A 23,415-nucleotide genomic window follows, 5' to 3' on the forward strand; every position below is an offset into this window, starting at 1 on the left:
CGATGACTATCAGGATGCTGAGGGGCCATTTATCCCGCTGCTGATATCCACCAGCTGATCGCTATCCAGTACCTCAATCGCCTGTCTTGGTTTGGATTTATATTCATAGATTCCAAAGCTCAGGATTTTAAGTATTAATCGGGTAAATTTTTCAAAAGTACTGTGCAGTGAGGATAAAGAGGGTTTGTCCAAGACTGTATCTTGTACCGTTTTCTTTAAATCATCGCTATATTTAACCAGCAACAAGCCTGCATTATGCGTATTGCCCGTTTCCAGAATGAACTTAATGCTATCATCCAATTCAGTTTGTGAGGCATTAAATTTAAGAAGCGCATCATCGATGTCTTTTAGTTGCTGTTGCTTCAGCGGATCGGAATTCTCTGGGTCAATTGAATTTTTAAATTGTTCCAGGCTATTTATGGCTTCCATTAGATTTTCATGAAGTTTCCTTAAGCGGGCAAGAGGGGGTAATTCGATATAGTTCATAACCGATTTTACTGCTGATGTAACGATCGGTTTATAATTTTTAGGACATTTGGATAAGTCATCAAGTTCCTTCTGATATTTGGGTAGTTCCCGTACAATGAGGTCCAAATGTGCCTGGTATTCACTACTAAAATAATCAAGATCTTCGAGGTCCTCGGTCACATGCCTGTATTTCATGGTGAGTGATTCGACTTCCACATAGACATCAGTGGTCAGATCAAGCAGGCTTACAAGGTTATTACCAAAAGTGCTTGCCTGGGTGGCAGAACGAAATAATTTAGGGGCAAATTCCTTTGTCAATTCAAGCACACAGGCTCGCCACATTTGCGCCTGCTCCCGATTTTGAAAATGGAGTTTGGCTGGATAAATTGATTTGAGTTGGGTAAGCACTTCCTCAACGCTCTCCCGATTTACAGCCACAGAGGGTTTTCTCTTTTGAATTGTCTCAACAATTTTATCTTGAAGCTCATTAGCCAGATTAATAACCTGACATATGGCTTGTGCTGTAATAGGCAAGCTTAGGGCAGCGTTAATCGCTGTGATTAAATCTTCAAATTCATCGAGAACCAATTTATCGCTCAATGGACCTGGCATACCGGGGGTTGTAGTTTCTTCTTTTTCAGATTCAGGAGCCGGGCTGATAAGTTCCAAATCAAAAACAGGAGCCGTTAAGAGTTTATCCTGTTCTCCACTATTGGACGGAATGTTTTCTTCTGGCGGAAGCAAAGGTGAATCAATCACTGTTAACTCAGGAAGAGGCGCTGGCATACTGAGATCTTGTGAACGAGCTGGTTGAGATGAAGGATTGCTATTAAAAAAAGAAGCCCGTGGCAAGGGAGGGGAGGACGGCATTACTCTGATTAACTCCTCCTCCTCTTCTGCTTTTTGGACTGGTTGAGTCCCAGGTATATTTATCTGCACAGGCTCCATGAGTGAATTGACAATTTCATTCAATTGGGAGATGCCCTGCAAAATATAGGGCTTACCCTGTTCCCGCAGTCTTAGGCAGTTTTTTACAGAAGCGATTATTTCCGGGGAGTATTCACCAATAAAATCAGGCACCTGAGTGATTAGTTCTAATAATAATGAGTCAGGTTCCGGATTGATAATCTGAATAGCCATTTCTTTAGGAACCGCATTGATTAGCGTTGCATATTTTGATAGTTGCAGAGCGAGTACATCGAGGAATTCAATTTCATTTTTCCTGTCAAGCCCTGTTGACACTGACTCGTACATCCTCCGGACGTGTTGTTTGAGTAAATCCAAACCCATTCGGGTCACACTGGGGTTATCTTTCAAAAGCCGAACCACAGAGCCTAGCCTTGAATCAGCGTCTTTTTCATAATCCACACGGTCAAGCTTATTATCGGTTCTTTCCCAATGCCCGCCATTGCCTGCTCCTCCAATATCCCCTTCATGATAAACGTCAATTAATCCAACCGGATCCTGCAATGCAATATGCGGAAGGGTTTTGGGGGGTTCCTTGGCTCTGTGATAAGTAAACATAATTCCCAAAGGGGCAGCAACAAAGGCTGAAATTTCATCGGGGCTGGCGGAGTGAAAACGATTTTGTAATTCTGGTACTGGTTCAGACATCTGCCGTATATAAGCTTCCAGTCCGGTTTTATCTTCAAAAAAGTCAGGTAATGCCAAATCAACTTTCATTGAATCAGCCATAAATTGACGTAATACGGGTCCTAAGATGATTTGCTGGTCGAAAGGATTATATTGCCGTAGAAGTTCCGCGAATTCTGGCCAGGATATTTCTTTTCCTTCAAGGTAGGTAGCCGCAAACGTCTGTTTCAAACGCTCATAGTTCACATCATCCTGAGGACGGCTATAACTGCCGTCACTGCCCCGTTTCAAGCACTCCTGAACAATTTCAGGGGTTAGAAAATGCATTGGACAGTTATTCAGTAAGGCAGAAATTTTTGGATAGGCCATTTTCTTTTCTAAATTTAAACATATGTTATAAAAATAACACAGATATGAGGTTTCTATCAACTAGTGTCTGATTAATAGGCAGTAATAAATCGTGACAAATCTGTAAAGAATTCCGTTATGAAGATAACATCATTTGGGAGAAGAAATTGAGAGAGGGATTCCCGCTATGCGGGAATCTGGTTTAATTATTGTGAGGTTTTATTTCCACTGTTAGTTGTGGTTTGATTGGTGGAAGGCGCGCTTTGTTGTCCAGAACCTATTTGCCGGGGTGAGGCGATCATCTGCATGATACCCAGATCACCTGTAATTTTACGTCCAATGACTAAGTAAACAGAGAGAGGCTGAGTCAGCTTTTCTTTGTCATTCTGGTAGACTACCTGCAATGGAAAGGTGATTTTCCATTGGTTATCTTTACTCTCTACCACTTGTTCCTGGCCATCGATCATACTGCTGACCATTAATTTTTGGGCTTTGATGGCTTCCAGGTTGCCTGATTTGGTCAATGCATCATTGAAACTTTGCCAACCCTGATCCGTATAGCAATTTTTCAGTGATGCAAGTTGCTGATCAACGGTATTAAAATCCAGATCAAACGATTGTTGTAATGCTTTTGCTGCCCATTTAATCACAAGCGATTGCTCAATTTGGGTGGTTTCTGCAGGTATGCGGTAATTGCAATCAATGACCTGAGGCTGAGCAGTTGCAGGAACTGTTGTCGTCTGGGTTGTTTGTCCAGCGGGAACGACTGTGGGTTGCACGGAAGTATTGGCCGGATTCGCTGTGTTCGCTGCAGGAGTTGTCTGGGTCGTTGTCTGGCTGGGTGTTTGAGTAGTGGTCGTGGTGGTTTGAGTTTTGATTGTGGCAGGAGTTGTTGCCTGTTTTGTCTGGGTTGTACTGCCGGTCTGACCACTTTGAGTCTGCGTGGCGGCCCCAGACTGGCCAGCTTGCCCATTCTGATTTTGGGTTGCTGCGGCGGGCTGACTGGTTTGACTGCCTTGATTTTGAGTAGTTGTATCCGGTTGAGTTGTTTGTGCGGCTACAGGCTGAGTTAAAATAGCAGCAGGTTTGTTATCGGCATGCGCAGTCGCACACATTATAGATAACACACTACCACACAACACTAATTTATTCATTGATTGACTCCTTGCAATAAAATTCACAACTTAAAGACCATTAATTGTTCGATCTGATTTCAATTAATCCATCTTTTCAATATCAACAGACGTTTAATCAACAGGTTAGATTACTATCTTACAATTCATGAATTTACGCAACCAGCGCAGATGATCCTGAATAAAATTAATGCTTTCAAACTGCCAAGATAGTATTAACAAAACCAGAGACCTGTTATCATTTCCTCTATTTAAAATTGACAGAGGCTGCTGCGGTTTAATTTGTCAATCCCTGAATAGTAGCGGCCTGGCAGTAAGGATAACTATGTTTTTAATTACCGGAGGCGGCACTGGTATTGGACGTGCCTTGGCTATTGCACTGACTGAACGACAAAAAGAAGTCCTGATTGTGGGGCGGCGAATCGATGTGCTTGAATCAACAGCCAGCCTGTCAGAGCGAATTTCATTTTTTCAATGTGATGTCTCCAAGGCCCGGGATCGTCAGCGTCTCGCGGATCATTTAGAGACCAAGGGCAATCTGGAAGGTCTGGTACACAATGCTGGAGTGATTACACCGATTCAGCCAGTTCAAACTGTCAGTGAAGTTGACTGGAACCGCTTTATTAAGACTAATTTAAATGCACCACTTTTTTTATCTCAATTACTCCATCATAAATTGATCCAGGGGCGAGTACTGCATATCGGTTCAGGCGCCGCCTATTTTCCAGTTGCCGGATGGGCAGGCTATTGCGTATCTAAAGCAGCATTGGCGATGCTGACGCGCTGCTGGCAATTGGAAGAGAAAGGGGTTGCTTTTGCCAGTGTAATGCCGGGTATTATTGACACGCCTATGCAGGAAATTATTCGTGAAGCCAGTCACATGGAAAATGAAAAGCAAAGTTTTTTTAAATCCCTGAAGGCTGAACAGCGACTGCTTGAGCCCTCTACAGTGGCTCTGTTTTTGACATGGCTGCTAATCAATGTTCCTAAAGAGGAATATATTGCGCAGGAGTGGGATATTTATGACACAAGTCATCACTCTGCCTGGTTAAAATCTCCTCATGTCGTACCTCACTGGGAATAATATGAGTCTCACCATTTTAAAAAATGCTTTGACCCTGGATTCGGATGGATCGGAAAAGGGCGGACAGTCAATTGTTATTTTGCAGGATAAAATTGCCTGGTGTGGAAAAGATGAACTGCTTCCTGTGGAATTTCAGCGCATCGATGCCTTGATTGAGGATTGTCAGGGGCAGCTGATTACTCCCGGTCTTATTGATTGCCATACGCATCTTGTATATGCCGGCGATCGCTCCAGAGAGTTTCAGCGAAAACTCGAAGGTGCCAGTTATGAGGATATTGCCAGAGAAGGCGGAGGCATTGTCTCCACGGTGATGCAGACTAGAAAGGCCACGTTGGACGAACTGATTGAACAGTCCTTGCCTCGCCTGCTTGCCTTGCGCTCAGAAGGCGTTACCAGCGTTGAAATCAAATCGGGCTATGGCCTTGATCTGGACAATGAAATTAAAATGCTGAAAGCGGCAAGGCAGCTGCAGACTTTCAGCGGAATGCGGATTAAAACCAGCTTTCTGGGTGCGCATGCAGTGCCTGTCGAATATAAACACAATGCACAGGCTTATGTGGATTATTTATGTGCAGAGGTACTGCCTGCTGTGGCCGACCAGGGGTTGGCTGATGCGGTCGATGTATTTTGTGAATCAATTGGTTTTAATCTTGCTCAAACAGAGCAAATATTCAATGCTGCGCACCACTATAAGATTCCGCTCAGATGCCATGCTGAACAGCTTTCCAACCTGGGTGCAAGCAGACTGGCCGCGAGCATGAAGGCTTTATCCTGCGATCATCTGGAATATCTGGAGGAGGAGGGGGCAAGAGCTTTAGGCGAAAACGGTACTGTCGCAGTTCTGTTGCCGGGTGCTTATTATTTCCTTGCAGAGAAAAGAAAGCCGCCGGTAGAGCTTCTGCGTCAGCATGGGGTGGATATTGCTATTGCAACGGATTGTAATCCAGGCTCATCACCAACAACGTCTTTATTGCTCATGATGAGTATGGCTTGCCGTTTCTTTTCCTTAAGCATTCCGGAAGTACTCAAAGCCGTTACAGTAAATGCAGCAAAAGCCTTGGGTATTCATCAGGAAACTGGCATACTTGCCGCTGGTTTTGCCGCGGACCTTGTCCGCTGGTCAGTAAAAGAGAGTGCTTCCCTGTGTTATTATTTTGCTTACCCTCTTCCTCACAGCACAATGATTGGCGGAAAATGGTTAAAGCAGTAGAGGAGTCGTTATGAAAAAAATAGTACAAATACTGATGTTATTAACTCTAATGACTGGCGGCGTTTTTAACGCACTGGCATCGATAAAAACAGTCACCATCAAGCAGGAAGATGAAAAGCTGGTTTTGGATATTAACTACCCTCAGGGCTATGCCAGCAACACAATAAACAAACCTGTTCAGGATTTTATTAGTAAGCAAAAGGAAGCCATTTTAGAGATAAACAAACAGGATAATTTATCTGCCGATATCCCTGGCAAAAATGGATTATACATTAATTATCAAACCAAGTTTTCCAATGCCAGTATTCTGAGTCTTTTATTTAATGTCTCAAGCAATATGAGAGGAGCAGCTCATCCTTCCCAAAGCATCAAGACATTCAACTTTTTTAATGGGCAAGAGATTAGTCTGGATTCACTGTTTAAACCGGAGAGTGACGCACTCAATCAAATCGCAAAATTCTGTCATGATCATTTCGTCAAGCAAGGAAAGGCAGATGAAAACTGGATTAATGAAGGAACGAAACCTACAGCTGAAAATTATAAAAGCTGGTATTTCACCAGGTCTGGAGTAATGATCGTGTTTGATACCTATCAGGTTGCAGCCTATGTCTATGGACCGCAAAAAGTCCTGATTCCCTTTTCAATGCTTAAGTCCTGGATTAAACCGGAAATTGCCAAGGCTGCCTGGGGTAATGCATGACCAAGTCTGTTGTGAAAGAAATAAAAGAGCCCTATATAGCTGAGTTAACACTCCGCAGTATTTTGCTGGCGGTATTACTGACTGTATTACTGGCCATGTCCAATGCCTATCTGGCATTGAAGCTGGGGATATTGACCTCGGCATCCATTCCTGCCGCTATAATTTCAATGGGTATTTTACGATTTTTTAAAAATGCGACCATTCTCGAAAATAATGCGGTGCAGACGGCTGCTTCGGCAGGTGAGGCGGTTGCAGGAGGTATCGTATACACCATTCCCGCATTAGTTATTATCCATTACTGGCATCATTTTGATTACATTAATAACTTCATGATTGCAGCCTGCGGCGGTATTTTGGGAGTACTTTTTTCAATCCCCTTACGCCGGGTACTGGTTAATGAACCGGTTTTGAAATTCCCGGAAGGTCGGGCAATTGCCGAGGTGTTAAAATCTTCGAGAAGCTCCGGTATCCGCGATATCTTTTTAGGCGGGGCTATTGGCGGCTTAATTGAATTATTGCAGGTTGGCTTTAAACTGATTGCCAGCAGTTGGAGTGTCTGGTTTGTTGCCAGACGTTCCCTTTTTGGTTTCGGTGCCGGATTTTCTGCTACTATGATTGGTGCCGGATATCTGGTCGGCTTTGAAATGGCTATCAGTATTTTTATCGGCTCGGTGGTATCCTGGTTAATTGCTCTGCCAATTGTGAGTCGATTTTATCCCGAGTTTCTACACCAATATCCGGTTGAGCAGGCAGCGGCTTTTCTCTGGGATAGCGAAATGCGCTATTTGGGAATTGGTGCTATGCTTTTCGCCGGTGTATGGACTTTCCTGAAGCTTATTAAGCCATTGGCCAAAAGTATTGCTGTTTCCTTTGATGCCTTTGTCACCAAGAACCGTAAGGATAACTTCCTTCCCCGAACGGATCGCGATATTCCCTTGCCGTTTTTATTAATCGGGATCATGCTGATGTCGGGCATCCTGTTTTTCTTTTTTCAGTATATTTTTCCTACTGAAGCAGTCGGGTTTTCAGAGGATTCGGCTCCCGGTCTGGCATTCGCAGCGGTTTTATACGTTCTCATCGTTGGATTTTTATTTTCGGTAATGACTGGTTATTTTTCAGGTATGGTAGGTGTAACTGCCAGTCCCGGAAGCTCTGTTGTGATTGCCGGAATGTTATTTGCTGCCTGGGTATTATTGACATTTATTAATAAAATGCTGCCCTTGCCTTTTACCGAGGATCAGATTAAAGCGGCGGAAGCGATAACTATCATTATCGGCTCCATTGTGACGGGTATTGCCGCGATTGCCAATGATAACACTCAGGATTTGAAAGTGGGCCAGCTGGTTGGCGCAACCCCATGGCGCCAGCAGGTGATGTTGCTTTTAGGCGTTATCGTTTCCGCGTTAGTTATCCCTCCTGTAATGCAGCTGTTGTTTGATGTATATGGAATTGCCGGTGTAATGCCCCATGAAGGAATGGACCCGGCACAATCCTTACCCGCACCGACTGCCGCATTAATGGCTGCCATTACTGAAGCAGTTTTCAGAAATACGTTGCCCTGGGCGATGATGCTAATAGGTTCTGCCATCATTGTGGCGATTATCATTATTGACAAATTGTTTAAAATTCATCGCATAATTCGACTATCAATTCTGGGTATAGCTATCGGGATGTACCTTCCTATTGCTTCTTCATTTCCTCTGTTTTTAGGCGGCCTGATTTACATGCTGGTTCAATGGTCCTTAAAGCGCAGAAAGATAAATGAGGAAGAAAAGAAAGAACGTAAACAAATCGGAATTCTTCTGGCCTGCGGACTTGTAGCAGGTTCGGCCATTGTCGATGTATTGCTGGCGGTGCCATTCTCTTTATTACACTCCCCGGATGCCTTAAAAGTGGTGGGCGACGACTGGCATAATTATGGTGTCGCCTTGGGAGTTATCTCGACAATCCTGTTGGCTTTATGGATTGAACGCCGGGTTTGCCGCTCGGAAAAAAGTGATTAACTATGGATAACTCGACGCTCCTGGGTTTGAACAAATTTCAGCTGGATACCCCGTGCTTGCTTATCGATAAGCAAAAGCTTAAGTTTAATCTCTTGACGATGCGTGACCATTGTATACAACAGGGCATTCATTTAAGACCACATTGTAAAACACATAAATCGTCTTCGCTGGCACAGATGCAAATGGACTATGGCGCTATTGGTGTTTGCGTGGCCAAGGTGAGTGAAGCCCTGGTGCTCGCATCTAAAGGTCTTTCTAATATTCTGATTACATCGCCGGTGGTTACCAGGCATAAGATTCAGTGCTTAATGGAATGCCATCAGCTTTGCTCTGATTTGCGCATTGTGGTGGATAATAAAGAGAATATCGAGCAACTCAATGCGGCTGCTCAAACCTGCGGTAAAGTGTTATCAGTTCTGATTGATATCAATTCCGGCATTGGTCGAACGGGAGTGAATGCCAGTGATGCTTTGTCATTAGGTCAGTTTGTACAACGAATGCCTTGGCTGCGCTTAGCTGGAATCCAATGTTACGCGGGAAATTTACAACATATAGCAGTTTATGAGGAACGTAAAAACAAGTCGCTGGCGGTCATGGAAATGGCTAGTGAACTGGTTCATCAATTTAGAAAAGCGGGATTGCCTTGTCAGATTTTGACCGGTACGGGAACTGGCACTTTCGACATTGATTGCCAGGCTTCTGAGGTCACAGAGATTCAACCGGGGTCTTATACAGTCATGGATGTTCAGTATAGTGAAATCGGCTCCTCTGCTGGCAACCGTTTTTTGCCGGCGATGACTCTGCTCACCACAGTTATCAGCAGTAATCAAAACTCGCATGTGACTGTTGATGCGGGTACTAAAGCCCTGTATGTCGATCGCTGCAAACCTGTCATCATCAATCGCTCAAATTTGGAATACGACTGGGCAGGTTTCGGTGATGAGCATGGTCGTGTTTCTTCTTCAGGCAATGCGCCGCTGCCGAAAAATGGCGAGGTTCTGGAATTAATTGTTCCACATTGCGACCCCACTATCAATCTGCATGATTATTTTTATATTATTGAGAATGATGTTGTAATAGATGTCTGGGAAATTGATATGCGGGGGAAAGTTCAATAGAAAGTAGTTTCGATAAGTGCATTGGGAAGTGAACAGGAAGTATTAATCGTATTAGCTTTAACAAGGAGTGTGAAAGTGAAAACGGTAGTATATGATTTAATCGAAGCTGATTTACAATTATGGGACCGCAAACGCGAGGTATTAAATACGTATTCCATCGACAGTCTTGTCAATGGTGAGAATAAGGAGATTTTGTATCGATTCGCATTGACCATCCATAAAAATCGAGGCGGTGGCGAGTTTTATACATCCACTGACACGTTTAAATATCTCAATAAGCCCGCGATACTTTTGCAGTTTAATCTTCCTGAAGATCTGCAGCAAGCCGTCACTGAAGATGTTATCTATCGTGATCATGATATTAATCCACGCAGATGTGGTTTATCCAATGAGTTCTGGGCTGGTAAGTCCAGGATAAATGAGATCTTTTCCCCTGGAAACTTCGCTGGTTTTTGGTATAAACCTGAAGCTGCAAAGTCTGATAGTTATTTTGTTTCTGCCGAGGATTTTAAATGTAGCCTGATGGATGGGAAATCATTTGCTGATACGGTGATTGGTTTTTTTGGTGCAGCACCCCAGATACCGCAGGGCAGAATGCAGCCAGCTGAAATAGAATACCACTGTGCGAATGCAGCTTGTACTTTATTGTAGGGTGAGGATCTCCCAATCATCCGTGAGCAAATCGGCGTTGTTAATAGATGAAGATAAGTACACCAAAACCGTCTTTGCGAGCCTTAGCGAAGCATCCATTAAGATTCGATTTGGATTGCTTCACTTTGTTCGCAAAGACGATAGGTTAGTTATAGTCATGAGGAGCGCTTTTTCATCGCCTCAGTTGCTTTAATCAACTCCCTGGTTACATTAATTTCCATAGCCGAGTGGCCTGAGCTGTCAGCAAAAATCAATTGAGAGTTCGGCCAGGCCTGATGCAATTCAAATGCGGTGCGTGCCCGGGTGACCGTGTCATAGCGTCCATGTACGATAATCAGGGGTAAATGATTGATTTTGTCGATGTTATCCAGGAGCTGATTCTCTTCCAGGAAAAAATGATGTTCGTTATAATAAATGAAGGTTCTGGCAATCCCTAGCACAAGTTGATCATCGCTTAGAAACGCATCTAATTGCTTTTTACCCAGCTTGATAAACGAACAAATCAAATCATATTTCATCAGTGCTTTCGCCGCTGGTAAAGCGACACTGGCATCAGAATCCATCACCAGCTGGTAATAGGCATTTCCTAAATTATGTTGTTGGTCCCTGGGGATGAAATCATTAAACTCCTGCCAGGCATCAGGAAAAGTATCACGCATTCCATACAATAATTGTTCACTTTCACGCTGACGCGCGAGAAAAATCCCCCGCAAGACAAAACCTGTTACCTTATCAGGATGCGCTTCGCCATAAGCCAGCGCCAGTGCACTGCCCCAGGAGCCGCCAAATACCAGCCATTGATTAATATTCAGGTGAGTTCGTAAGCGCTCAAGATCTGCGATTAAGTCCTGGGTGGTATTTTCACGCATTTCTCCAAAAGGTCTTGAGCGTTTGGCGCCTCGCTGATCCAGCAAAATAATACGCCAGTAAGCGGGATCGAAATAACGCATGTCATTTTCACCGCATCCGGCACCAGGCCCCCCGTGTAATACTATAACGGGCTTCCCATTGGGATTGCCATACTCGGCATACCATAGTTTATGCAGGCCGCCAGTAGCAAGATAGTCTTCATGAAAGGGTTTGATAGCAGGATATAAATAGCTTTCCTGAGCAGTACTATTCGCCATATGCTTTGAATTCCATTGATAAGCGGCCGTCAGAAGAATAGCCGCTAAAATAACACCAAAAACTATGCGAGACATTTATTATCCTTGAAGCGAATCTATACCTGAAATCGTAGGTCGGGCGCTTCGCCCGACATTTCTTTTTCGTTGCATATTCAAGCATGCAGTAACTTTATCAATAGAGGTTCCATCCTTCTTTGGAATAATACCATCTCATCTGTTTGATTTTGATGAAAATCCAACGCCGGGCGAAGCGCCCCACCTACCATTGCTGGCTACTCCAAATCCTCCACGGTTTTCTTATGCGACAGTAACTTTTCCTTCGTCAGAAGGGCCTGCGATAATTTTTCCTTTTCCTTGGCAATAATATCCGCCGGTGCTTTATCAGTAAACTTCGGATTATTCAACTTGCCTTCGGCCAGTGAAATATCCTTGTTCAATTTTGACAACTCTCGATCGAGTCGCAGCAACTCCGCTTGCTTGTCAATCAAACCTGCCATAGGAATCAAAAACTCGGCTTCGCCCACAATTGCAGAGGCGGATGGTGGAACAGGTTCATTAGCTTCGATAAAATGAACGTGAGTCAGCTTGCAAAGCGCAATTAGAATGGCATGATATTTTTTCAGTAGCTCTCTTACCGCTGGAGAAGCGTTTTTAACCTGTAGGGGGATCAGTTTGGCAGGCGAAATTGCCATTTCGCTGCGAATGGTTCGCAGGGATTGGATCACTTCTTTAAGCCATATCACTTCTTTTTCCAGGTCTTCATTGATGAATTCTTCAATAACCTTTGGATAAGGGCAAAGCATGATGCTTTCGCCGTTTAAGCTAGTGAGATTATTAGTTCTTTGCCAGATTTCCTCAGTAATAAAAGGCATGATTGGATGTAAAAGCTTAAGGATCTGATCAAGAACATTCAGTAAAGTCCTGCGAGTACCGCGTTTCATTGCTCCTAATGCTTGCTCAGCGTAAAGAATAGGCTTGGATAACTCCAGATACCAGTCACAATATTCGTGCCAGATAAAGTCATACAGGGTATTTGCCAGTAAATCAAAACGGAAGTTGTTGAAATATTGATGACAGAGAGCAATTGTTTGTTGGAGTCTCGATATGATCCATTGATCCGCAGGACTGTACTGGAATGCGCCGTCTCCCAAATCAGCACGTTCTTCTTCGGTGTTTAAAAGAACATAGCGTGCTGCATTCCATAGTTTATTACAGAAATTCCGATAGCCTTCCACACGCCCCAAATCGAAGCGAACATTCCGGCCGGTGGATGCCAGCGAACAGAAGGTAAAGCGAAGGGCATCAGTGCCATATGCGGGTATACCCTCAGGAAATTCCTTGCGGGTTGCCTTAATAATTTTATCTCGGGCTGAACCCAGCATGAGACTGTCTGTACGTTTATCAACCAGAGACTCAATATCGATTCCATCGATGATATCGATAGGATCAAGCACATTTCCCTTGGATTTCGACATTTTCTGGCCTTCACTGTCACGAATCAAGCCGGTGATAACGATATGCTTGAAAGGCACTTTGCCAGTGAATTTAAGCCCCATCATAATCATGCGGGCTACCCAGAAGAAAATAATGTCAAAACCGGTCAGCAGGACAGATGTGGGGTAAAATGTTTCCAATTCAGGCGTTTTCTCGGGCCAACCCAAAGTCGAAAAGGGCCACAGGGCTGAGGAAAACCAGGTGTCCAGAACGTCTTCATCCTGTTTTAAAGGAATAGAATCATCCAGTTTATACTTGAAACGAACATCGTTTTCACTGTAGCCGACATAAACATGTCCCTGATTATCATACCAGGCCGGAATTCGGTGTCCCCACCATAATTGACGACTGATACACCAGTCCTCGATATTTTCCATCCACTGAAAATAGGTTTTATTCCAGTTCTCAGGAACGAACTGGATATCCCCGCGCTTGACCGCTTCAATAGCAGGTTCAGCCAGGGGTTTTGTTTTCACATACCATTGATCAGTCAGCAAAGGCTCGATAATGACACCTGACTTTTCGCCACGAGGCACTTTCAAACGGTGCGGCTCAGCTTTAACCAGCAAGCCAGCATCGGTCAGATCTTTCAAAATCTGCTCACGGGCAATAAAGCGGTCCATACCCTGGTATTTGACCGGAGCATTTTTATTAATGGTCGCTTTTTTAGTGAGGATATTAATTGATTCAAGCTTATGGCGTTTACCAATTTCATGATCGTTAAAGTCATGAGCTGGGGTAATTTTTACACAACCGCTGCCGAACTCCATATCCACATAATCATCGGCAATAACTGGAATTTCACGATCGCACAGGGGGAGGCTTATCATTTTTCCAATAAAATGCTTGTAGCGTTCATCTTCAGGATGAACTGCAACCGCCACATCACCGAGCATGGTTTCAGGACGAGTGGTGGCAATTACCAGGCTATCTTCAGAGTTTGCCAATGGGTAGCGTATATGCCACATCTGGCCATCTTCTTCTTCAGAAAGCACTTCGAGATCAGATACTGCGGTTCCCAGCTTGGGATCCCAGTTAACCAGGCGGGTTCCTCGATAAATAAGACCTTCGTCATAGAGCTGTACAAACACTTTTTGTACAGCAGCAGATAACCCGTCATCCATTGTGAATCGCTCACGCGACCAGTCAACAGAAGAACCAATTCGCCGCATTTGTCGGGTGATATTGTTACCCGATTCTTCTTTCCATGCCCATACATGCTCTAAAAACTCATCGCGGGTCATGTCTTTTCGGACTAAGCCTTTCTTTTCTAACTGACGTTCTACGACCAACTGAGTCGAGATTCCGGCATGATCGGTTCCGGGTTGCCAAAGCGTACGCTCACCCAGCATGCGATGGTAGCGGGTTAATGCATCCATTAGCGTGTGTTGAAAACCATGCCCCATATGCAGGCTGCCAGTCACATTTGGAGGGGGCAACATAATGCAGTATGGTTTTCCTTCACCATGCGGTTTGAAAAAGTTATGATATTCCCAATTGTCATAACACGCTTGTTCAATTGCTTTAGGTGAATACGTCTTATCCATTGTCTAGCCTGTAATGATGAAAGCTGCAATTTTAGCACAAGATTTTTTAATCTCGCAGCGTAAAATCTTTATATTATAGGTGATTACTGATGTTGATGGAGTTGAGCTGAGCCAGATTGCCGGGCTTTACAGCCCGGCATTCAGGATAGTCTTATGGACTAAGTGCATCAGGGTTTTTCTGTTCGCGATGATCTTCTGCAATGTAGGAATACATTGTGGGTACTACAAACAAGGTGAAGCCAGTTCCTACCAGCAGTCCTGCGGCAATTACAAGACCAATATCGAAGCGGCTTACTGCTCCAGCTCCTGTAGCCATTAATAAGGGAATAACGCCGAAGACCATTGCAGCTGTGGTCATAAGAATTGGTCTTAATCGAATGCCTGCGGCTTCCTCTACAGCCTGGCGACGATCAAGTCCTCTTTCCTTTTGAAGCTGGTTGGCAAAGTCAACGATTAAAATTCCGTGTTTACTGATTAAGCCAATCAGGGTAATTAATCCAACCTGTGTATAAATATTAATACTGGCCGCTCCAAAGCTCAGTGGAATCAATGCTCCGCAAATGGACATGGGTACGCTGATAAGAACGATTAACGGATCGCGAAAACTTTCATACTGGGCAGACAGCACCAGAAAAATCACAATAATCGCCATAAAAAATGCAAAGATTAAGGCGTTTCCTTCCTGTATAAATTGCCTTGACTGCCCGCCAAAGTCGTAAGTATATCCTTTTGGTAAAGTATTTTTTGCCTCTGCCTCCAAAAAGTTCAAGGCTTCCCCCAGGGTGGTTCCAGGCATCATGACCGCCTGGATAGTGGCTGAGTTTAATTGCTGGAAATGTGAAACTGCATTAGGCTGCGTTTTGGCCTTTGGTGTGACCACAGTGGATAAGGGAACCATTGTTCCGCTAGCTGTTTTTACATAAATCCATCCCAGTTGCTCTGTGGTCAGGCGATAACGGCGATCGAGCTGGGGTATAACTTCATAACTTCGGCCCTGCAGATTGAAATAATTGACATAATTGCCGGAGAGGGCGCTGGTCAGGCTGCTGCCAACCGCCTGCATATCCAGACCCAGATCAGAGGCTTTTGAGCGGTTAATTTCAAACTCGATTTCAGGCTGGTTAAATTTAAGGCTGTTATCCAGATAGATAAATAAGCCGCTGGCCTGCGCCTTGGCAATCAGCTGATTGGATACTTCGAATAAGGTTTGGAAATCATTAGTCGTCTTAATCACAAACTGGACTGGTGTTCCGGAACCACCACCAGGTAATGGAGGGGGAATCACCGCAAACGCTTTTAAACCTGCTACCTGATCAAGCTTGGCCTGCAAGGGCTCTTTCATTTCAAACTCAGTTCGTTTGCGCTCATCCCAGGGTTTTAAAACCATGCCGGAAATTGATTGCGTTGACACCGAATTCAAATTAAAAAAATGAGCTGTTTCAGGAAAGGTTTTATAAATTTCATCGAATGCTTTGGTAAATGTTTCGATGTAATTAATCGTGGCATATTGGGGGGCGGTAGGTACAACAATAAAAAAGCCCTGATCTTCTTCAGGAGCGGTCTCGGTGGGGATGCTGTTATATAAATAGGGAAGCATCAGCAAAACGACGGCTGCAAACACCAGCATAATGGCTCGTGTGTCCAGTAAACTGTGCAGCATACGCTGATAGCGTATTTTTAAATTATGAAAACGTTTATCAAGGAATTGGACAAAACGGCCGCTGCTCATTTCCGCAGTGAGTAACCTGGAGCACATCATAGGTGTCAGTGTCAGCGCAATAATCCCTGAAATAATTACCGCACAGGCCAGTGTAAAGGCAAACTCTTTGAAAAGAGCGCCTGTTAATCCGCCCATAAAACCAATTGGAGCATAGACGGCAGCCAGGGTAATCGTCATCGCGATGACCGGGACGGCGATTTCACGAGCACCTGTTAATGCCGCCTGGAAGGGAGTTAAGCCTTCTTCAATATGGCGGTGAACATTTTCCACAACCACAATGGCGTCATCCACAACCAGACCAATCGCGAGTACAAAGGCAAGCAAGGTTAACAGGTTAACTGAATATCCCAGGAACAGCATCAGCGTACAAACACCGACCAGTGACAGCGGAATAGTGATTACCGGAATGATCACGGATCGCAGGGAACCAAGGAACAGGAAAATCACTACCACCACAATGAGAGCTGCTTCCGCAATTGTTAATATTACTTCTTTGATTGATGCACGGATAAAATCGGTCGCGTCATAAACAATTGTTCCGGTCAAAGAGGGAGGGAAGTCTCGCACGATTCCGGGAAACAGCTTGCGGGCATCTTTAATGACCGTTAGGGGATTTGCGGTGGGCGTCGGTGTAATCGCAAGAAAAACCGCTTTTTTACCGTTAAAAGTGACTGTGGTATTGTAGTCCTGGGAGCCCAGAATCACCTCACCCACGTCCTTCAATCGAATAATCGAGTTTCTATCGCTGCGAATAATCAATCGGCCGAATTCCTGGGCATCATTCAAATCCGTTTTCGCGGTCATATTGACTGCGACGTATTCTCCTTTAGTGCTGCCAGCCGCTGTAAGAAAGTTATTCTTGGCCAGTACACTGGAAACCTCGGATGGGGAGACATTCAAAGCAGCCATTTTTATCGGATCGAGAAAGATACGCATTGAATAAGTAGCTCCCCCCAGAATCTGAGCCTGCGCCACTCCGTCTACTGTCTGTAACTGTGGTTGAACCACACGAACCGCGTAATCCGTAATTTGCTGGGGCGTCATCGAATCGCTGTCGAGACTGATATACATCAGGGGAGTAGAGGTATCGGAGCTTTTTATGATTACTGGCTGCTGCGATTCCGGAGGCAGCTGATTTAAGGTTTGCTGGACTTTACTCATCACATCAGTAAAAGCGACCTGCGGATTAAAGTTCAGTTTAATATTGAGAGTAATTGTGCTCAAACCCTGAGTACTGGTCGATGTCATATAATCGATCCCTTCGGCGCTGGCTACAGCTGCCTCAAGTGGAGTGGTTATAAATCCGGCAATCAGATTAGCATCAGCCCCGGGATAGGCTGTAGTGACTGTAATGATGGTATTATCCATCCGCGGATATTGGCGAATTTGCATGGTGCTAATCGAGTTCAGCCCGAATAGAAAAATCAATAAACTCACCACAGTAGCCAGCACGGGCCGCTTGATAAACAGATCAGTAAAATTCATAAAAAAATCCTGTAATGTACAATGCCGGACAACAGTCCGGCATATCCTCTACTGCCCTAAGCTGTCGGGATTATTCACGGTGTTCATGGGGATACTATTGTTGATTATCACTCGTGTTCCATTCTGTAGTTTCAATTCTCCAGAGCTGACAACCTGCTGTCCTGCCTCAACGCCTTTAGTAATGACGGTTAAATTGCCTTCCTGTTCGCCAGTACTGACAAAAACCCGTTTGACATATAACAGATCATTGCCGTCCTGATCTTTTTTTCCTTCTTTATCTTTCTCAATGATAAAAACCGAGTTGCCATATAGACTGTAGGAAATGGCTGTGGATGGCAGAACAACCACATTCGGAATAGCAGGTTGTTCGACCGAAATGGCGCTGAACATTCCGGGAATAAACGCGAATTGGCTTACGTGATTCTTCGCATTAAGCTCACTGTTACAGGACACCGTTATTTTTGAGCTGCCTTCCTGCTTTGCTGCTTTAACCAGCGTAGATTGCTCGGGTGCTTTCAGTGCTTCCAAAGGGCAGTTAGGCAGCGTCGCCTGCACAAGAATATTGTGTGTATTCGTATCGACTTTGGAGTTTAATGCGCTGATTTTTCCTTCAAAAACCATGTTGGGATAGGATTCAATAGTGAACTGAATTTGTTGATTGAGATGCAGTTTTTTCAGAAGCTGCTCAGGTAAATAAAATTCAAGATATAAAGGATCCAGGGATTGCAGGCTAACGATTGCTGTCTGTCCGGGACTTATATACTGTCCCAGATTAACCTGTCGAATTCCTAACTGACCTGAGAAGGGAGAGCGTATGTGTTTCTGATAGATTTCTGCCTGGGTTTTTTCAACATTTGCCTGTGCCTGTTCAAGACTGGCCTTCGCTTCATCCACGTTGGATATTGGGGTAGCTCCACGCTTGAAAAGGTCAGCCTGTCTTTTATAACTGATATCCCTGAGAGCAAGCTGTGCCTGATTAAACTTTAATGTAGCCTGATCCACAGTGTCATCAATATCAATTAATAGCTGATCTTTTTCAACGTATTGACCTGATTCAAAATGAATTTTGACCACGTTTCCTGCAGCTTGGGAATTCACATCGACCCCATTGATCGCAACAAAATTACCGACTGCGGGCAGGTGAGGTTCCCAGCTTTTTTGAATCGCTGTTACACTGGATACGGTCACTGCCGGCGCTTCATAGCTTGCAAAAAAACGCTTCATCATAATGCTTTTGAATAAGTTAAAAGCAATTAATCCACCAAAAACAACTATTAAAGCGGAAATCATAATTGCCATGCGTTTTTTCATGCTGCTTCCTATGAGAACTGTTTGTTTCAAGAGTATGAATGGCTGAGTAATATATCATAATTAAGCGCTAGTTCCAGAGAAGAAAATTATTATTAAATTCAATCAAAAAAGAGGTAAAACTATGGACACAAAAAAAACCTGTTGACTAAATACAACACTTTGTTAACATTCGATTTCCATTTATCACTTGGACTAGTTATGAAATTAAAAGCCTTGTTGTTTGTTAGCTGTTTCGGTTTGTTAGGTTCTTCCTACGCGGAAAACCACCATGTTTATCCAAAAGCTGACGCTGTTCAAGCTCAAGCTAGCACTCAAAAAGGAGCTATGCTTCCTGGTTATTGTGAAATTGAAATTATTAACAGCAGTTTCGATAACGTAACTGTTTATGGCACTTTTGATGATGGTACTACGCTGACTCCTTTTGATGTTTACACTTTTGAAAGCCCACACTACATTGATTTGTTCTACTATGGCTACTGCCATAAGACAATGTATCTGGACGTTGTGACTTTCAGTGGTTATCACATTTACTCTGGATATACCCGGGTTAACAGCACAGTCCGCATTGTTCCATATCTGAATAAGCAACCAAAATTCAAATTAGAATCTAAATAGTTTACATCCCATGGCACGAGAACCCTCGTGCCATTTCCCTGCAAAATTAATGGTCTGGAGTTAATATGAAACGTTTTTTTGGAATATTAGCGCTGCTGCCGGCAATTGGAAATTCTACTGCTGTTATTGTTGAGAACCATTCACATCCTCTGCCTTCTGCTCAGGTTCAGATTATGGCTCAGCATTATGTAGCTGCAGTTAACACACATGGACATACTGTTACACCGGTACGAAAAAAGCCTTTGGAACGTAGTTATCATGGACACCGCCCGACTCATGTGGCTCGCGAGCCGGCACCTGATACACGTCATCACAAAAAATATGCCGCGAATAACCACGGGCATCAAAGTGCTCCTGATAGTAAATCGCACGGGCACGGTTAAGTTTTCTTAATTCGTCCCTGCTAATAAAACACAAGCAGGGAACTGTTAAGACTGAAGTGCACAAAAACTGTCTTTGCGAGCGTCAGCGAAGCAATCCAGATCTTAACTTTGTTCAGGATTCGATCTGGATTGCTTCACTTCGTTCGCAAAGACGATAGCTTCTAGTTATGCTCCATCATCAATGTACTTATAGTTAAGCCACCGCTATAATCTGAAAATTAGAAACATGAGCCAGAACTCCTTGCTCCCATCCTCCGTCAATCAGTTCATCCGCATTTTTTTGCAGCGCAGCAGCCACCTTACCAGAAAAATGCGCTTTTTGAGCATTCTTATCCTTAAAGGCATCGAAAATGGCATAGGTGTTGTTATCAGTTTTTAAGGCGAGCCAAAAATGCGTTCCTGGCTCTGTTGCATTGATAAGTTTGGCTCCTTCTTTCAGGAAGTTCTCCAACTCATGACTTTTACCCGATTTTGCCTTGAAATAGATATAAGATGCTTCCTTTGCTGTTAAGACCTTGTCCTTATCAAAGTGACTGGAGGCGATAAGATCATAATTATTGATATTTGCTAATACGCCTTGCTCCCATCCACCTGATACTAATTGCGAGGAATTCTCCTTCAGGGCATTGGCGACAAGGCCTGCAAAATGCTCCTCTCTTCCTTGCTTATTGAAAAAAACATCAAATATAGCAAAGTGATTATCTTGTTTTAAAGCAAACCAAAGTGCCGTATTGGGCTCGGTTTTGTTAACCATCTGAGCGCCTTTTCGCAAAAATTGTTCAAATCTTTCCTCAACACCCTGATTGCTGATCATAGAAATATAGGTAGTGTCCTTAATAGTTTTTTCATTAATTGCTTTCATTGTCACACTCGCATAAGTAGAAGTTATCAAACCGCAGGTAAGGGCGCATAAACTTAACCATTTTTTCTTCATGTTCACCTCCAATGCATCTACCAGTAGATAGATAGTTTCGATAAAAAAAATTAAAATACTCTCTTTATAAACGATTTCACAGGTTCCACATAGGATATATCCTCGTATAATCTGGACAGTAGCAATCCGCCTTCCAATTGAACCAGCAAATTTCTTGAAAGTTCCCTGGATTGTAAAGCGTCCCATTGTTCTTTATCAGAGGATCCCTCACTGATCACGTCAGTCAGCCATTTCTCCAAAATATTAAAAAATGAACGAACTTTGATTCTAAGCCTTTCCGGTAATGAAATTACATCCGATGCCAGCATGCCGCCCAAACACATTTTCATTTCATCATGAACAGTCAAAAGCATGAGTTTATCGACCAGGCTGATTAACTTTTGTTGTAAATTCAAAGAGGAGTTTAATTCCAATTCGTTTAAATACAACGACAGTCGGTGCAGTTGCCAGTCAATTACAGCAATAGCCAGGTCCTCTTTTGCGGGATAGTAATAATGTATACTGGAGGTTTTAATCCCTACTACCTGCGCAATATCTTTATAACTAAAAGCGTTGTAACCCATTTTCTGGATCAATGTTTCAGCGGTATTCAGAATTTTTTCTTGCATCGTCGTAATATTCATAAAGCCTATTCTACCTATCGATAGATGCATAATCAACCACTTTATTCAAATAATTGCAAATTTTAATCAGAAAGGGAGGCTAAACAGAGATCATGACTATAAGGTCAGGATATGATACTCTTGCCCTCCTGAATTTTCTATGAAGGAGTTTTGTGAAATGTTGTCATTTACTAAAAGCCTGTTGATTGCGTTCGCTGCATTTGCTTTGCTTGCCTGTTCCGCTACTCCCACTCGTGAAAGTACCGGACAATATCTGGACAGTACTTCAATCACTGCCAGAGCAAAGGCAAAGCTTGTTGATGAGCTTGGCCCAGAGAGCCTTTCCATTCAGGTTAAAACCTTTAAGGATGAAGTCCAGCTGAGTGGCTTTGTCAACAGCCCGATCATCAAAAACAGAGCGGCGCTAATAGTAAGAAGTATTCCAGATGTAAGACGCGTGCGAAATGATTTGATTGTGAAATAAGGTAGGGGTGATTTTAAACCCCTCTCTCTAACTCTCTCCCTGAGGGAGAGAGGATTTTTAAAGTAGAGCTTTTTTAAGCTAAAGATAATATTTTTGCTGTTAAACACTCGTTAAACTACAATTATTCAATCGTAAGCAAGTAAGGAAAGTTATGTTTGATAGCCAGTACACGATAGCCGGGTTTGATGAACAACTCTGGCAAGCCATTGAGGCTGAAAATAAACGTCAGGAAGAGCATATTGAACTCATCGCGTCTGAAAATTATGCCAGTCCGCGTGTGCTGGCTGCGCAAGGCAGTGTCTTAACCAATAAGTATGCCGAAGGATATCCTGGTAAGCGATATTACGGTGGTTGTGAATACGTGGATATCGCTGAAAACCTGGCCATTGAGCGTGCAAAGCAGTTATTCGCCGCCGATTATGTCAATGTTCAGCCGCACTCAGGTTCTCAGGCAAATGCAGCGGCGATGATGGCTTTACTGTCACCAGGTGATTCGGTACTTGGCATGGCGCTTCCTCATGGCGGGCATTTGACGCATGGTTCAAAGGTAAATTTTTCTGGAAAAATTTATAATTCTCATGAATATGGTGTAGACCCGCATAGCGGCCTTATCAATTATGATGAAGTGGAAGAAAAGGCCAGACTGCATCAGCCTAAAATGATTATTGCAGGATTTTCAGCCTATTCTCAGGAACTGGATTGGGCAAGATTTCGTGCGATTGCTGATTCAGTAGGTGCTTATCTGATGGCGGATGTGGCGCATGTCGCCGGCTTGATTGTAACAGGATTATACCCATCTCCAGTGCCTTATGCAGATGTGGTAACGACAACCACGCATAAAACCCTGCGTGGCCCCCGTGGCGGGATGATTCTTGCGCGTGCTAATGAAGTCATTGAAAAGAAATTGAATTCAGCTGTTTTTCCAGGCAATCAGGGCGGGCCTTTAATGCATGTTATCGCTGCAAAAGCGGTTGCCTTTGCTGAAGCTCTGCAGCCCGAATTTAAAATGTATCAGCAGCAAGTGCTGACTAATGCAAAGACCATGGCTCAAACCCTCATCGAAAGGGGCTACCCCATTGTTTCCGGCAGCACTAAAAACCATTTACTGCTGGTCAATCTAATTGGCAGGGAATACACGGGTAAAGATGCGGATGCCGCTTTGGGACGGGCTAATATTACTGTAAATAAAAATACAGTGCCTAATGATCCCCGTTCACCCTTTGTAACCAGCGGCTTGCGTCTTGGTACGCCGGCAGTCACTACTCGTGGATTTAAGGAAAAAGAGATAGAATTGCTGACTGGATGGATTTGCGATGTATTGGATCATATGGGCGACGATAGTGTGATCGATCGCATAAGATCGCAAGTACTGCAATTGTGTCGTGAATTTCCGGTATATCGTTAA

18 protein-coding genes are annotated in these 23,415 nt (G+C 43.7%); 10 read left to right on the forward strand and 8 right to left on the reverse strand.

Going from position 1 to position 23,415, the window contains the following annotated elements; translation table 11 throughout:
* Window positions 1-9 precede the first annotated feature (9 nt).
* Both LXA66_RS04835 and LXA66_RS04840 read right to left on the reverse strand, forming a co-directional pair.
* The gene (locus LXA66_RS04835) at window positions 10-2,430 is read right to left on the reverse strand and encodes a hypothetical protein (protein ID WP_233012245.1); all 2,421 of its coding nucleotides are present in this window, start codon (window positions 2,428-2,430) and stop codon (window positions 10-12) included.
* 185 nt (window positions 2,431-2,615) lie between these two features.
* Window positions 2,616-3,563, reverse strand: coding sequence for a DotI/IcmL family type IV secretion protein (locus LXA66_RS04840; RefSeq protein ID WP_233012246.1), 948 nt, complete (start codon window positions 3,561-3,563; stop codon window positions 2,616-2,618).
* A gap of 304 nt (window positions 3,564-3,867) precedes the next feature.
* Between LXA66_RS04840 and LXA66_RS04845 the strand changes: the two genes are divergently transcribed.
* The 6 genes from LXA66_RS04845 (at window position 3,868) to LXA66_RS04870 (ending at window position 10,308) form a co-directional block, all read left to right on the forward strand.
* Window positions 3,868-4,626, forward strand: coding sequence for an SDR family NAD(P)-dependent oxidoreductase (locus tag LXA66_RS04845; RefSeq protein WP_233012247.1), 759 nt, complete (start codon window positions 3,868-3,870; stop codon window positions 4,624-4,626).
* A 1-nt stretch (window position 4,627) separates the two neighbouring features.
* Complete coding sequence (gene hutI, locus LXA66_RS04850; protein ID WP_233012248.1) at window positions 4,628-5,836, forward strand: imidazolonepropionase; 1,209 nt, start codon at window positions 4,628-4,630, stop codon at window positions 5,834-5,836.
* Between the two features lie 10 nt (window positions 5,837-5,846).
* On the forward strand, window positions 5,847-6,536 hold the full coding sequence (locus LXA66_RS04855; protein WP_233012249.1) for a DUF3298 and DUF4163 domain-containing protein: 690 nt from the start codon (window positions 5,847-5,849) through the stop codon (window positions 6,534-6,536).
* Complete coding sequence (locus LXA66_RS04860; protein ID WP_233012250.1) at window positions 6,533-8,539, forward strand: OPT family oligopeptide transporter; 2,007 nt, start codon at window positions 6,533-6,535, stop codon at window positions 8,537-8,539. The genes LXA66_RS04855 and LXA66_RS04860 overlap by 4 nt, the downstream gene beginning before the upstream one ends.
* Before the next feature lie 2 nt (window positions 8,540-8,541).
* The gene (locus tag LXA66_RS04865) at window positions 8,542-9,657 is read left to right on the forward strand and encodes a DSD1 family PLP-dependent enzyme (protein WP_233012251.1); all 1,116 of its coding nucleotides are present in this window, start codon (window positions 8,542-8,544) and stop codon (window positions 9,655-9,657) included.
* A 75-nt stretch (window positions 9,658-9,732) separates the two neighbouring features.
* The gene (locus tag LXA66_RS04870; RefSeq protein WP_233012252.1) at window positions 9,733-10,308 is read left to right on the forward strand and encodes a hypothetical protein; all 576 of its coding nucleotides are present in this window, start codon (window positions 9,733-9,735) and stop codon (window positions 10,306-10,308) included.
* 155 nt (window positions 10,309-10,463) lie between these two features.
* Here LXA66_RS04870 and pip read toward each other — a convergent pair whose 3' ends face one another.
* The 4 genes from pip to LXA66_RS04890 all read right to left on the reverse strand — a co-directional run bounded on the left by pip (window position 10,464) and on the right by LXA66_RS04890 (window position 18,992).
* Window positions 10,464-11,510, reverse strand: a complete 1,047-nt coding sequence (gene pip, locus LXA66_RS04875) for a prolyl aminopeptidase (protein ID WP_233012253.1) — start codon at window positions 11,508-11,510, stop codon at window positions 10,464-10,466.
* A 197-nt stretch (window positions 11,511-11,707) separates the two neighbouring features.
* Entirely contained in the window at window positions 11,708-14,476 is a 2,769-nt protein-coding gene (locus LXA66_RS04880; protein ID WP_233012254.1) for a valine--tRNA ligase, read from the reverse strand.
* A 151-nt stretch (window positions 14,477-14,627) separates the two neighbouring features.
* Window positions 14,628-17,681: an efflux RND transporter permease subunit gene (locus tag LXA66_RS04885; RefSeq protein WP_233012255.1), complete on the reverse strand. Its 3,054-nt coding sequence runs from the start codon at window positions 17,679-17,681 to the stop codon at window positions 14,628-14,630.
* Between the two features lie 48 nt (window positions 17,682-17,729).
* Window positions 17,730-18,992: an efflux RND transporter periplasmic adaptor subunit gene (locus tag LXA66_RS04890; protein WP_233012256.1), complete on the reverse strand. Its 1,263-nt coding sequence runs from the start codon at window positions 18,990-18,992 to the stop codon at window positions 17,730-17,732.
* 198 nt (window positions 18,993-19,190) lie between these two features.
* Between LXA66_RS04890 and LXA66_RS04895 the strand changes: the two genes are divergently transcribed.
* Both LXA66_RS04895 and LXA66_RS04900 read left to right on the forward strand, forming a co-directional pair.
* Window positions 19,191-19,607, forward strand: coding sequence for a hypothetical protein (locus LXA66_RS04895; RefSeq protein ID WP_112220827.1), 417 nt, complete (start codon window positions 19,191-19,193; stop codon window positions 19,605-19,607).
* A 65-nt stretch (window positions 19,608-19,672) separates the two neighbouring features.
* Window positions 19,673-19,990: a hypothetical protein gene (locus LXA66_RS04900; protein ID WP_112220828.1), complete on the forward strand. Its 318-nt coding sequence runs from the start codon at window positions 19,673-19,675 to the stop codon at window positions 19,988-19,990.
* Between the two features lie 193 nt (window positions 19,991-20,183).
* On the opposite strand, the gene LXA66_RS04905 is transcribed toward LXA66_RS04900, so the two are convergent.
* Window positions 20,184-20,924 (reverse strand): putative quinol monooxygenase, encoded by a 741-nt coding sequence (locus LXA66_RS04905; protein WP_233012257.1) that lies wholly within the window; start codon window positions 20,922-20,924, stop codon window positions 20,184-20,186.
* 50 nt (window positions 20,925-20,974) lie between these two features.
* The gene (locus LXA66_RS04910) at window positions 20,975-21,577 is read right to left on the reverse strand and encodes a TetR/AcrR family transcriptional regulator (RefSeq protein WP_233012258.1); all 603 of its coding nucleotides are present in this window, start codon (window positions 21,575-21,577) and stop codon (window positions 20,975-20,977) included.
* A gap of 127 nt (window positions 21,578-21,704) precedes the next feature.
* On the opposite strand from LXA66_RS04910, the gene LXA66_RS04915 reads away from it, so the two are divergent.
* Both LXA66_RS04915 and glyA read left to right on the forward strand, forming a co-directional pair.
* Window positions 21,705-22,010, forward strand: coding sequence for a BON domain-containing protein (locus LXA66_RS04915; RefSeq protein ID WP_133138447.1), 306 nt, complete (start codon window positions 21,705-21,707; stop codon window positions 22,008-22,010).
* Window positions 22,011-22,161: 151 nt separating this feature from the next.
* Complete coding sequence (glyA, locus tag LXA66_RS04920) at window positions 22,162-23,415, forward strand: serine hydroxymethyltransferase (RefSeq protein WP_233012259.1); 1,254 nt, start codon at window positions 22,162-22,164, stop codon at window positions 23,413-23,415.

Origin of the sequence: Legionella sp. 16cNR16C, from assembly GCF_021297775.1 — a bacterium.
GTDB classification, from domain to species: domain Bacteria; phylum Pseudomonadota; class Gammaproteobacteria; order Legionellales; family Legionellaceae; genus Legionella_C; species Legionella_C quinlivanii_A.

Bases quoted from the DNA above. Each gene is read 5' to 3' on its own strand.
- LXA66_RS04835 (WP_233012245.1), bottom strand. From the start codon at position 2,430: ATGGCCTATCCAAAAATTTCTGCCTTACTGAATAACTGTCCAATGCAT.
- LXA66_RS04840 (WP_233012246.1), bottom strand. From the start codon at position 3,563: ATGAATAAATTAGTGTTGTGTGGTAGTGTGTTATCTATAATGTGTGCG.
- LXA66_RS04845 (WP_233012247.1), top strand. From the start codon at position 3,868: ATGTTTTTAATTACCGGAGGCGGCACTGGTATTGGACGTGCCTTGGCT.
- hutI (WP_233012248.1), top strand. From the start codon at position 4,628: ATGAGTCTCACCATTTTAAAAAATGCTTTGACCCTGGATTCGGATGGA.
- LXA66_RS04855 (WP_233012249.1), top strand. From the start codon at position 5,847: ATGAAAAAAATAGTACAAATACTGATGTTATTAACTCTAATGACTGGC.
- LXA66_RS04860 (WP_233012250.1), top strand. From the start codon at position 6,533: ATGACCAAGTCTGTTGTGAAAGAAATAAAAGAGCCCTATATAGCTGAG.
- LXA66_RS04865 (WP_233012251.1), top strand. From the start codon at position 8,542: ATGGATAACTCGACGCTCCTGGGTTTGAACAAATTTCAGCTGGATACC.
- pip (WP_233012253.1), bottom strand. From the start codon at position 11,510: ATGTCTCGCATAGTTTTTGGTGTTATTTTAGCGGCTATTCTTCTGACG.
- LXA66_RS04880 (WP_233012254.1), bottom strand. From the start codon at position 14,476: ATGGATAAGACGTATTCACCTAAAGCAATTGAACAAGCGTGTTATGAC.
- LXA66_RS04885 (WP_233012255.1), bottom strand. From the start codon at position 17,681: ATGAATTTTACTGATCTGTTTATCAAGCGGCCCGTGCTGGCTACTGTG.
- LXA66_RS04890 (WP_233012256.1), bottom strand. From the start codon at position 18,992: ATGAAAAAACGCATGGCAATTATGATTTCCGCTTTAATAGTTGTTTTT.
- LXA66_RS04895 (WP_112220827.1), top strand. From the start codon at position 19,191: ATGAAATTAAAAGCCTTGTTGTTTGTTAGCTGTTTCGGTTTGTTAGGT.
- LXA66_RS04900 (WP_112220828.1), top strand. From the start codon at position 19,673: ATGAAACGTTTTTTTGGAATATTAGCGCTGCTGCCGGCAATTGGAAAT.
- LXA66_RS04905 (WP_233012257.1), bottom strand. From the start codon at position 20,924: ATGAAGAAAAAATGGTTAAGTTTATGCGCCCTTACCTGCGGTTTGATA.
- LXA66_RS04910 (WP_233012258.1), bottom strand. From the start codon at position 21,577: ATGCATCTATCGATAGGTAGAATAGGCTTTATGAATATTACGACGATG.
- LXA66_RS04915 (WP_133138447.1), top strand. From the start codon at position 21,705: ATGTTGTCATTTACTAAAAGCCTGTTGATTGCGTTCGCTGCATTTGCT.
- glyA (WP_233012259.1), top strand. From the start codon at position 22,162: ATGTTTGATAGCCAGTACACGATAGCCGGGTTTGATGAACAACTCTGG.